The 10,877-nt window shown below is 70.5% G+C and carries 9 protein-coding genes; 2 read left to right on the plus strand and 7 right to left on the minus strand.

Annotated features, from left to right (window positions below; genetic code table 11):
* Positions 1 to 23 precede the first annotated feature (23 nt).
* Both EES41_RS13300 and EES41_RS13305 read right to left on the minus strand, forming a co-directional pair.
* Positions 24 to 461, minus strand: coding sequence for a GtrA family protein (locus tag EES41_RS13300; RefSeq protein WP_123082428.1), 438 nt, complete (start codon positions 459 to 461; stop codon positions 24 to 26).
* A gap of 62 nt (positions 462 to 523) precedes the next feature.
* Complete coding sequence (locus EES41_RS13305) at positions 524 to 1,531, minus strand: glycosyltransferase family 2 protein (protein ID WP_073773486.1); 1,008 nt, start codon at positions 1,529 to 1,531, stop codon at positions 524 to 526.
* Positions 1,532 to 1,689: 158 nt separating this feature from the next.
* Here EES41_RS13305 and EES41_RS13310 point away from each other — a divergent pair, with 158 nt between their 5' ends.
* Both EES41_RS13310 and EES41_RS13315 read left to right on the plus strand, forming a co-directional pair.
* The gene (locus EES41_RS13310) at positions 1,690 to 4,560 is read left to right on the plus strand and encodes a bifunctional glycosyltransferase family 2 protein/CDP-glycerol:glycerophosphate glycerophosphotransferase (protein WP_123078293.1); all 2,871 of its coding nucleotides are present in this window, start codon (positions 1,690 to 1,692) and stop codon (positions 4,558 to 4,560) included.
* On the plus strand, positions 4,557 to 5,732 hold the full coding sequence (locus EES41_RS13315) for a glycosyltransferase (protein WP_123078295.1): 1,176 nt from the start codon (positions 4,557 to 4,559) through the stop codon (positions 5,730 to 5,732). The genes EES41_RS13310 and EES41_RS13315 overlap by 4 nt, the downstream gene beginning before the upstream one ends.
* 124 nt (positions 5,733 to 5,856) lie before the next feature.
* Here the strand turns inward: EES41_RS13315 and galE are convergent, their stop codons facing one another.
* The 5 genes from galE to rplU form a co-directional block, all read right to left on the minus strand.
* Positions 5,857 to 6,858: a UDP-glucose 4-epimerase GalE gene (gene galE / locus EES41_RS13320; RefSeq protein ID WP_008738928.1), complete on the minus strand. Its 1,002-nt coding sequence runs from the start codon at positions 6,856 to 6,858 to the stop codon at positions 5,857 to 5,859.
* A gap of 111 nt (positions 6,859 to 6,969) precedes the next feature.
* Positions 6,970 to 8,601, minus strand: a complete 1,632-nt coding sequence (locus EES41_RS13325; protein ID WP_254211426.1) for a glycosyltransferase family 2 protein — start codon at positions 8,599 to 8,601, stop codon at positions 6,970 to 6,972.
* Positions 8,602 to 8,668: 67 nt separating this feature from the next.
* Positions 8,669 to 10,114 (minus strand): GTPase ObgE, encoded by a 1,446-nt coding sequence (gene obgE / locus EES41_RS13330; RefSeq protein WP_123078299.1) that lies wholly within the window; start codon positions 10,112 to 10,114, stop codon positions 8,669 to 8,671.
* Between the two features lie 169 nt (positions 10,115 to 10,283).
* Positions 10,284 to 10,538, minus strand: a complete 255-nt coding sequence (rpmA, locus tag EES41_RS13335) for a 50S ribosomal protein L27 (RefSeq protein ID WP_008738950.1) — start codon at positions 10,536 to 10,538, stop codon at positions 10,284 to 10,286.
* A gap of 13 nt (positions 10,539 to 10,551) precedes the next feature.
* Positions 10,552 to 10,872, minus strand: a complete 321-nt coding sequence (rplU, locus tag EES41_RS13340) for a 50S ribosomal protein L21 (RefSeq protein ID WP_008738952.1) — start codon at positions 10,870 to 10,872, stop codon at positions 10,552 to 10,554.
* Positions 10,873 to 10,877: the final 5 nt, after the last annotated feature.

Genomic DNA, 10,877 nt, shown 5'->3' on the forward strand with positions numbered 1-10,877 from the left:
CTCACCGGCCGCGCCCTGCGGTTTCAGACCGTGGACGACGTGGGGGCCTGCTCCGGTTCCCCGCCCCGGGCGCGGGCGCCGGGGACGAGGATCTTGCGGGACAGCAGGAAGGTGAACGGGATGGCCACGACGGCCGCGACGAGCGGGGCGATCCGGGTGTCCATCCCGGCCCAGGTCACCAGGGCGTAGAGGCCGACCGACTGGATCACGTAGTTGGTGACGTTCGTCAGCGGGAAGAGCAGGAACTTCTTCCAGGTCGGCCGGGTGCGGTAGGTGAAGTACGTGTTCATGAAGAACGAGCCGACCATCGACAGCAGGAAGGCGAGGGTGTACGCGGCGAAGTACGGCATCCACGGGTGCAGGAGCAGGTAGATGCCGAAGAACGTGCCGGTGTTCACCCCGCCCACGAGGGCGAAGCGCAGGACCTGGCCGAGCTGGTCCTTGCGGTTCCGGCCCTCCAGGTCCTTCCCGCCGTCCAGGCCCTTCCGGCCCTCCGGGTCCTTCCGGTCCTTCCGGTCCCTCGTCATCGGCGGAAGCGCTCCGCGATCATCGGGTCGGTGGCGCTCTCCGCCGGGAGTGCCGCTCCGGACCCGCCGGGGGCCGGGTTCGCGCCGTGGGCTTCCTTGACGAGGAAGTGCGGGCGGCGCTTGGTCTCGTAGTAGATGCGTCCGATGTACTCGCCGATCAGGCCCAGCATGATCATTTGGACGCCTCCGAGGCCGGTGATGATGGCCACGAGCGTGACATATCCCGGCGAGTCGACCCCGTTGGTCATCGCCATGACCGTGATCCACAGCGCGTACAGCCCGGTCAGCCCGACCAGCGACACGCCGAGCCAGATGGCGATGCGCAGGGGTCTGTTGTTGAAGGAGATCAGGCCGTCCATGCCGTAGTTGAGCAGGGAGCCGAACTTCCACTTCGTCTCGCCCGCCCCGCGCTGGGCGTTGCGGTAGTCGAAGTGGACGGTGTCGAAGCCGATCCAGGAGAACAGGCCCTTGGAGAAGCGGTTGTACTCGGGCAGCGACAGCAGGGCGTCCACGGCGGGCCGGGACAGCAGCCGGAAGTCCCCCACGCCGTCGGTCAGCTCCACGTCGACCCAGCGGTTGATGCCCCGGTAGTAGAGCCGGCTGAGCGCGGTGCGGAGCTTCTTGTCGCCCTCGCGGGTGCGCCGGGCGATGATCTGGTCGTGGCCCTGCCGGTAGTACTCCAGCATGGTGGCGATGAGCTCCGGCGGGTGCTGGAGGTCCGCGTCCATGATCACGACGGCGTCGCCGGTGGCCTCGCGCAGGCCGGCGAGCATGCCCGCCTCCTTGCCGAAGTTGCGGCTGAAGGAGACGTACCGGGTCTGGTCCCGGTACTCCGCCGCGATCCTGCGGAGCTTCTCCAGGGTTCCGTCGCGGCTGCCGTCGTCGACGTAGCAGACCTCGTAGTCGACCGGGAGCGCGTCCAGAACCTTTCGAATCTCGACATCGAAACTTTCAATGACGGCTTCTTCGTTGTAGCAAGGGACGACTACAGACAGCTTCGTCATGACACATCCTGCTGGGTCCGAACGGGTGATTGTCGGCGACCAGACCCGGAACTCACCCCTTCATTTGAAGTAGGCACGGCGAGGTTCGGGCTTCCCGGGTCGTCTGCGGCGCACGGTAGCTTTGACGGGTTAAGAGGAATGAAACAAAGGGATTCGAGGTGCACGTGCCTGACGTCTCCGTGGTCGTCATCGTCTACAACGACGCAGAGCGCCTGACGGCAGCCGTCCAGTCGGTTTTGGACCAGACCCTGCGCGGCGTCGAGGTCGTGATCGTCGACGACTACAGCCAGGACGGGTCGTACGCGGTCGCCCAGGGGCTGGAGGCCGCGCACCCCGGGCGGGTGCGCGCGTTCCGGCTGCCGGAGAACAGCGGCGGCTGCGGTGCGCCGCGCAATCACGGCATCCGGCAGGCGACCGGCACGTACGTCATGTTCCTGGACAGTGACGACGTACTGGAGCGCAACGCCTGCCGGAACATGCTGGCCGCGGCGGAGCGGACCGGCTCCGATCTCGTCTCGGGCATGTGCGTGCGCGTGCACCTCGACGACCGGTGGCACAGGACCACCGAGTGGTACCCCTGGATCTATTCGCGCACGCGTACGCTCGAATCCATCACCGAGTACCCCGACCTGCTGGTTTACGACACCCTTTCGACGAATAAGTGCTATCGGCGCGCATTCCTGTTGGAACAGGGGCTCGAATTCCCGGTCGGTATCCACTACGAGGACCTGCTGTTCTCGGCGCAGGCGTATGTCGCCGCCCGCCGGATCACGCTGATCCCGAACCACGTCTACTTCTGGAACGTGATCGAGAAGGCCTCGTCGAAGTCGATCAGCAATCGGCGCCACGAGATCGCGAACTTCGTCCACCGGATGGAGATCCACCGGCGCGTCGACGAACTGCTGGCCGCCAACGGCCACACCGCCCTCAAGACGGCCAAGGACACCAAGTTCCTCAAGCACGACCTGGTGCTGCACCTGCGTGACCTGCCCCTCCTCAGCGACGCGTACCGCCGCGAGTTCGCCCGGCTGGCCAACGGCTACCTGGCCGGCATCGACCCGGCCGCCTACGAGAACGTCAACCACCTCCAGGCGATCTGCGCCTACCTGCTGGGCAAGGAGGACTGGGACAACCTGCTCCCGGCCGCCGACGCCATGGCCAACAAGGGCCGGCTGTCCTCGCCGCTCGCCGAGCGCGACGGCCGCGTCTACTGGTGCGCCGAGCACCTCGACGACGCCGAGGGCCGCCGGATACTGGACGTCACCGACCAGGGGTTCCACACCACCCCGGTCTCCGCGCTCCGGCTCGGCAACCGCCTCACCTCCTACGCGGACGACGGGCGCGGCACGATCACCCTCAGCGGCGCCGTCGTGAACCCGCTCGGGCGCATCGCGCCGGAGGCGGGTCTCAAGGCCTCGCTGGAATTCCGGGCCCGCCGGCAGATCGGCGTCCGTTCCTTCAGCTTCCCGGTGGCAACCGTGCGCCACGCGGGTGACTCGATCGAGTGGACTGCGACGGCCGACATCGGGAGCACCGTGCGCCCCCTCGGCATCATCGACGCCGTCTGGGACGTCCGCCTGAAGTTGACGGCCGGCCGCGACCGGATCACCACCCGCGTCTCGGTCGGCGGGGTCGACCTGGAGAACGCGGCCCGCCTGCGCGTGCGCCCCCGGCTGACCCGGCTGGTCTCCGACCGCTTCGCGCCGGAGATGACCCGCAAGGGCAACCTCTCGTACGTCCTGACGGCCCAGGGCGCCGCCACTGTCCGCACCCGGACGCTGATCGACAGCGCGATGCACGGCAGGGCCGCGGGCGTCGTCAAGCGGAGCCTGCGCCGGGCGCTGAAGGCCCGCAGGAACCTCGGCTCGGGTGAACAGAAGGTGAAGGTCTACCACGAGGTCTTCTCGAAATTGCCCGTCCGCAAGGGCACGGTCGTCTTCGAGAGCCACATGGGCAAGCAGTACAGCGACAGCCCGAAGGCGATCTACGAGGAGCTGGTCCGCCAGGGCGCCCCGTTCGAGGCGATCTGGTCGTACGCCGGCGCCCGGCCCACCGGCTTCCCCCCGGAGGCCACCCTCGTCAAGCGCTGGAGCTGGCCGTACCTGCGGGCGCTGGCCCGGGCCGAGTATTGGGTCGACAACCAGGGCTTCCCGCTCGCCCTCGCCAAGCGCCCGGGAACCACGTACATCCAGACCTGGCACGGCTCCGCGCTCAAGCGGATGGGCTTCCACGAGCCCCGCACCAAGGCCCAGGGCAAGGAGGGCCAGGCCCGCTTCCAGGCGGCCGTGGACCGCTTCGACCACTTCCTGATCCGCTCCGAGCACGACGCCCGCACCCTCGCCAAGGCGTTCCGGCTGCGGGACGAGGTGCTGCTGCGCACCGGCTACCCGCGCAACGACGCCCTGGTCGCGGCGCAGCGGGAGGAGGCGCAGAGCGGGGAGCGGGTGCGCGGGCCGCTCGCCACCGAGCTGGACATCGATCCGGACAAGAGGGTGCTGCTGTACGCGCCGACGTTCCGGGCCGGTGCGGACGGGGCGGTGGAGGGCTTCGAGTTCCCCTTCGACGTGGAGGAGTTCGCCGACCGGCTCGGCGACCGCTTCACGCTGCTGGTGCGCACCCACTACCTCAACAGCGTGTCGCTGCCGCCGTCGGTCGCGGGCCGGGTGGTCGACGTGTCGCGGTACCACGACATCACCCCGCTGCTGGCGCTCGCCGACGCCCTGATCACCGACTACTCGTCCGTGATGTTCGACTACGCGGTGCTGGACCGGCCGATGCTGTTCTTCGCGTACGACTACGAGAAGTACGCGACCGACATCCGCGGCACGTACTTCGACCTGAAGGAGAAGGCGCCCGGCCCGGTGGTGGCCACGGCGGACGAACTCCTCCAGGCGCTCGCCGCCTTCGACGAGGCGGACGCGAAGTACGCGGAGGCGCGGCAGCGTTTCCTGACCGAGTTCGGCGAGTACGACCGCGGGGACGCGGCCCGCCGGATCGTCGCGAAGTTCTTCACCAGGAGCGGCAAGTGAGCCAGCAGACCGGCGGCGCGCCCGGCGGCCGTGACATCTTCCTCGTCTCGAACAGCGTCGACGAACTCGGCGGCGTGACCACCTGGTCGCACCAGATGGCGCGGCTGTTCAGCGAGCGCGGGCACCGGGTGCACGTCATCGGGATCACGCCGGTGGCCGAGGAGCTGCGGCAGCGGCTGCCGCAGGAGCTGCCGTACGGGACGACCACCCTGTACGACACCCACCCGCCGCAGGCCCGCGCGCTGCACGGGATCAAGGGCCGGCTCAACGCGCCCGAGCGCCGCCGCCAGGCATCGCGGCGCGCCGGGATGCGCGCGCGGGCGGAGAAGCTGAGCGAGCTGTTCCGGGCGGCCCGGCCGGGCGCGGTCGTGATCGTCACGCAGGTGTGGGCGATGGAGTGGGTGGCGCTCGCCGACACCAAGGGGCTCACCGTCATCGGGATGAGCCACGAGTCGTACGAGGCCAGCCACAAGTCCTCGCGCGCGGCGCGGGTCCGGCGCCACTACCGGGAGGTGGACCGGCTGCTGGTGCTGACGGCGGAGGACGCGGACCTGTGGATCCGGGCCGGCATGGAGAACGTCGCCAGCATGCCGAACCCGCTGCCGTTCATGCCGGACTCCCCCGCTCCGCGCACCGGGAAGGTGGTGGCGAGCATCGGCCGGCTGTCCTTCGAGAAGGGGCTGGACCTGCTGCTCGACGCCTGGGCGGACGTCGCTCCCCGGCACCCGGACTGGGTCCTGCGGATCTACGGGGCGGGCGCGGAGGAGCCGGCGCTGCGGGCGCACTGCGCCTCGCTCGGGCTGAGCGACTCGGTGGAGTGGAGGGGCAGCACGGACGACGTGCTGGGCGCGCTGCGCGAGGCCTCGGTGTTCGCGCAGGCCTCGCGGGCGGAGGGGTTCCCGATCACGCTGCTGGAGGCGATGGCGGCGGGCCTTGCCGTGGCCGCGTTCGACTGCGCGCCCGGCGTACGGGAGATCGTCACGCACGGGGAGGACGGGCTGCTGGCCCGGCTCGGCAACACGATGGAGCTGGCCGCGCACCTGGACGCGCTGATGTCGGACCGCGGGCTGCGCGACCGGCTCGGCGACACCGGGTTCCGCCGGGTGCGGCGCTACTCCAGCGCGGAGATCACCGACCGCTGGGAAGCGCTGATGGCGTTCCTGGAGCGCTGACGCCGTAGCCGTAGCCGTAGCCGTAGCCGTAGCCGTAGCCAACGCGCGAGCGCCCGCCCCGGATCACCTTCCGGGGCGGGCGCTCTTGCTACGGGCGCGGAAGCCGTGTCGGCCCGCCCGGTGCTCAGCGCTCGGCGTGCTGGAGGACGCCCTTGCGGTTGGCCTCCCAGCCGGCCCAGGCCGAGGTGATCATCTCGGCGACGTCGTGCCGGGCCTTCCAGCCCAGCTCGGCGGCGATCTTGTCGGCCGAGGCCACCACCTTCGCCGGGTCACCGGGGCGGCGCGGGGTGATCACCGGGGCGTGGGTGTGCCCGGTGTGGGCGCCCAGGAGCTCGACCATCTCCTTGACGGAGACTCCCTCACCGCGGCCGATGTTCACGGTGAGGTCCTTGTACTCGCCCTGGGCGCCCCACTCGGCGAGCTTGCGGGCCGCGACCACGTGGGCGTCGGCGAGGTCCTCGACGTGGATGTAGTCGCGGATGCAGGTGCCGTCCGGGGTCGGGTAGTCGTCGCCGAAGATCCGGGCGCCCTGGCCCGCGTCGTAGCGCTCGAAGACCATCGGGACCAGGTTGAACACGCCGGTGTCGGCGAGCTCGGGGGTCGCGGCGCCCGCCACGTTGAAGTAGCGCAGGCAGGCGGTGGAGATGCCGTGCGCCTTGCCGGCGGCGCGGACCAGCCACTCGCCGGCCAGCTTGGTCTCGCCGTACGGGCTGAGCGGCGCGCAGGGGGTCGTCTCGGTGACCGAGTCCACGTCGGGCATGCCGTAGACGGAGGCCGAGGAGGAGAAGAGGAAGTTGCGGATCCCCGCGGCCGCGACCTCGCCGAGCAGGACCTGAAGGCCCTCCACGTTCTCGTGGTAGTAGTACGTCGGCCTCTCGACGGATTCGCCGACCTGCTTCTTGCCCGCGAGGTGCACCACGCCGGTGATCTTGTGTTCCCGGAGGGTCTTCTCCACGACCAGGCGGTCCAGGACCGACCCGATCACGAGCGGGACGCCCTCCGGCACCCGGTCCTCGTTGCCCGTGGACAGGTCGTCCAGGACGACCACCTTCTCACCCGCGATCAGCATCGCGCGGACGACGTGCGCGCCGATGTAGCCGGCGCCACCGGTGATCAGAAACGTCATGCGTATCTCCCTGAGGTCCCCCCGGACGGCGTCCGGGGGAAGGTCCGATTTATCTCTGTGACGGCATGTCCGGAAGGCGGTCATCGTACGGCGGCCGCCGTAGGACGTGCGTCAGCCTGGCCGGGGACCCGGCCTGCGGCCCGCGCGGGCCCGGCCGAAGCGGTTGCGTACGAGGGCCAGCGCGCCCTCCGCGCCGGGCGCGAGGCGCAGCGCCAGCGAGCCGGACGCCGTCCGGTAGGGCTGCGCCAGCAGCACTCCGTACCGGCTGCTCGGCAGGATCCGGCGGCCGATCAGGTCACCGAAGGGGCGCGGGGCAGCCTGCACCGAGCTCCCGTCGGCGCAGCGCACGGCGACCCGGACGTCCCAGGCCTGCATCCCGCGCAGCCCCCGGCGGCGTCCGGTGACGGCCAGCCCGCCCAGCCGCAGCGGCAGCTCGGCGATCCAGCCGCCACCGGCCGGCGCGGCCTCCAGGGCGACCGGGTGCCCCAGGGCGGGTTCGCCGCCGTCGCGGGGCAGGAAGCTCAGCCGGGCGGTGTCCGCGCCGGCCGCGGCGAGGCGCCCGTACAGGTCGTGGACGCGGATCCGGACCGAGGAGCGGCCGGCCCGCTCCACCTCAACGGCGACGGGCAGCTCGGCGACCTGCATCGTGGCCATCCCGTCCAGCTCGACCGGCAGCTCCTCGCTCCACACCGCCGCCCCGTCGGCGCCGGTCGCGTAGGGCGGCAGCAGGCTCGGCGGGGCCGAGGCGAAGCGGGCCAGCCGGTCCATGTCGGCGGGCGGGGTCTCGCCGGCGCGCAGCAGCCGGGCGATCCAGCGGCCCTGCGCGCCGGCGGCCGCGATGTCGCCCTCGGTGAGGCAGCGCAGGCCACTACGGGTCAGGGTCCACCAGGCGGCCCGGTAGCCCGGGTCGGGGTCGAGTTCGCGGAGGTATATCGGCAGGTCGTATTCGAGGAACTTGACCTTGCTGGCCCGGCCGAGTTCGGGCGCGGCCTCGCCGAGGATGCGGGCGGCCTCGTGGTGGGCCTCCACGCGGGAGTGCCAGTTGCCGACGTCCCCCCGGTCCAGGGAGATCGACACCCGGGCGGCGGTGCGGCGCACGTGCCAGACGTAGACGAGGTCCCCGACGACGGCGATGCGCGGGGCGGCGGCCAGGACCCGTGCGGTGAAAACGAAATCCTCGTAAATGTACCGGCCGTCCGGAAAGCGGATCGCATGCTTGTCCAGGAAGTACCGGTCGTACAGCTTGTTGACGCAGAGGGTGTCGCGGACCAGCGCGGGCCGGTCGACGGGATGCTCGATGACCTCGCCCGCCGTGTACAGGCCGGGGACCCACGGCACGTCGCGGCCCTGCGGCAGTTCGCGCCGCACGCAGGCGCCGACCGCGACGGGCGCCCGGTAGCGCTCGGCGGCCGTCACCAGGGCGTCCGCCGCGCCGGGCGGCAGGACGTCGTCGCTGTCCAGGAACATGACGTACGGGGCGGTCGCGGCCGTCATCCCGGCATTGCGGGGGGTCCCGCAGCCCCCGCTGTTCTCCGCCCTGTGCACCACCTTCAGGCGCGGGTGGACGGCGGCCAGAGCGTCCAGGACCCGCCCGGTGCCGTCCGTCGAGGCGTCGTCCACCGCGACGACCTCGCGGACCACCGGGCCCTGGGCGAGGGCCGAGGAAACGGCCTCGCCCACGAGCCCGGCGTCGTTGAACGCGATCACCACAACGGTGACCGTGGAGGAGGGGCAGCTGTTCACCCGGCGGACCATAGCCGACCTGGCAGGGACCTAAATCAAGGTGAACAGGGCGCTGACATGGACAGGATTAGAACGGACGGAACTCGTCGTACTCCTGCTGGGCCGAGTCTCCACGCTTGGCTTCCTTCTCCTTGCGGCGGGTGGTCGCCGGGCGCGGAGCCTCCAGACGGTGGTCCTCACCGCGGCGGCCCAGCATCTCGGCGCCGGCCATCATGGTCGGCTCCCAGTCGAAGACGACCGCGTTCTCGTCGGAGCCGATGGCGACGCCGTCGCCCGCGCGGGCGCCCGCCTTCTTGAGCGCTGCCTCGACGCCGAGGCGGTTGAGGCGGTCGGCGAGGTAGCCGACGGCCTCGTCGTTGTTGAAGTCGGTCTGGCGGACCCAGCGCTCCGGCTTCTCGCCGCGCACGGTGTAGACGTCCTCGACCTCGTCGTAGGTGACGGTGAAGCCGGCGTCGTCCACGGCCTTCGGGCGGATGACGATACGGGTCGCCTCCTCCTTCGGCTTGCGGGCGCGGGCCTTGGCGATGCCCTCGGCGAGGAAGTAGGAGAGCTCCTTGAGGCCCGTACGGGCGACGGCGGAGACCTCGAAGACCTTGTAGCCGCGCGCCTCCAGGTCCGGGCGGACCATGTCGGCGAGCTCCTGGCCGTCCGGGATGTCGACCTTGTTGAGGACGACGAGGCGCGGACGCTTCTCCAGGCCGCCGCCGTAGAGCTTGAGCTCCTCCTCGATCACGTCGAGGTCGGCGATCGGGTCGCGGTCGGACTCCAGCGTGGCGGTGTCCAGGACGTGCACGAGCACCGAGCAGCGCTCGACGTGGCGCAGGAACTCCAGGCCGAGGCCCTTGCCCTGGCTGGCGCCGGGGATCAGGCCCGGGACGTCGGCGATCGTGTAGACGGTCGAGCCGGCGGTGACGACGCCCAGGTTCGGGACCAGCGTGGTGAAGGGGTAGTCCGCGATCTTCGGCTTGGCCGAGGAGAGCACCGAGATCAGCGAGGACTTGCCGGCGCTCGGGAAGCCGACCAGCGCCACGTCGGCGACGGTCTTGAGCTCCAGGACGATGTCACCGGTGGTACCGGGGACACCGAGCAGCGCGAAGCCGGGCGCCTTGCGGCGGGCGGAGGACAGCGCGGCGTTGCCGAGGCCGCCGCGGCCGCCCTCGGCGGCGACGTACGTGGTGCCCTGGCCGACGAGGTCGGCGAGGACGTTGCCCTCCTTGTCGAGGACGACGGTGCCGTCCGGCACGGGCAGGACCATGTCCTGGCCGTCCTTGCCGGAGCGGTTGCCGCCCTCGCCGGGCTTGCCGTTGGTGGCCTTGCGGTGCGGGCTGTGGTGATAGTCCAGCAGGGTGGTGATCGCCTGCTCCACCACCAGGATCACGTCGCCGCCGCGGCCGCCGTTGCCGCCGTCGGGGCCGCCGAGCGGCTTGAACTTCTCCCGGTGAACGGAGGCGCAGCCGTGGCCCCCGTTACCCGCGGCGACGTGCAGCTCGACGCGGTCCACGAAGGTGGTCATGGTTGTTCCTCCAGTTACATGCGGGAATGTCCCGGACAGGCCTTGCTGTCCATAAAAAACGTCTGTACATACCAACGCGCCGAGGGCGGACCTCTCTTCCCGGCTTGCGCCGGAAAGAGCTGAGATCCGCCCTCGGGAAGTTACGAACGCTCGATCAGCCGAAGCTGGATCAGGCGGCCGGAACGATGTTGACGACCTTGCGGCCACGGTGCGTGCCGAACTGCACGGCACCGGCCTGCAGCGCGAACAGCGTGTCGTCGCCGCCACGGCCGACGCCCGCGCCCGGGTGGAAGTGCGTGCCGCGCTGGCGGACGAGGATCTCACCAGCGGAAACGACCTGACCGCCGAAGCGCTTCACGCCGAGCCGCTGGGCATTGGAGTCGCGCCCGTTCCGGGTGGACGATGCGCCCTTCTTGTGTGCCATGTCTCAGTCCCTCTTACTTCGCAGCCGCGGGGATACCGGTGACCTTGATCGCCGTGTACTGCTGGCGGTGACCCTGGCGACGGCGGTAGCCGGTCTTGTTCTTGTAGCGCAGGATGTCGATCTTGGCACCCTTGTGGTGGTCCACGATCTCGGCCTGGACCTTGATGCCGGCCAGGACCCACGGGTCGCTGGTCACAGCGTCGCCGTCGACAACGAGCAGGGTCGAGAGCTCGACCGTGTCGCCAACCTTGGCAGTGGAAATCTTGTCAACCTCAACGATGTCACCAACAGCAACCTTGTGCTGGCGACCACCGCTGCGCACGATGGCGTACACGCGGA

It is taken from the genome of Streptomyces sp. ADI95-16, assembly GCF_003721495.1.
Taxonomy (GTDB): Bacteria; Actinomycetota; Actinomycetes; order Streptomycetales; family Streptomycetaceae; genus Streptomyces; species Streptomyces goshikiensis.

What these genes read in the sequence shown, in the direction of transcription:
- EES41_RS13305 (WP_073773486.1), bottom strand. Translation starts at nt 1,531, where the DNA reads ATGACGAAGCTGTCTGTAGTCGTCCCTTGCTACAACGAAGAAGCCGTC.
- galE (WP_008738928.1), bottom strand. Translation starts at nt 6,858, where the DNA reads ATGACGTTTCTGATCACCGGTGGCGCCGGCTACATCGGCGCGCACGTC.
- obgE (WP_123078299.1), bottom strand. Translation starts at nt 10,114, where the DNA reads ATGACCACCTTCGTGGACCGCGTCGAGCTGCACGTCGCCGCGGGTAAC.
- rpmA (WP_008738950.1), bottom strand. Translation starts at nt 10,538, where the DNA reads ATGGCACACAAGAAGGGCGCATCGTCCACCCGGAACGGGCGCGACTCC.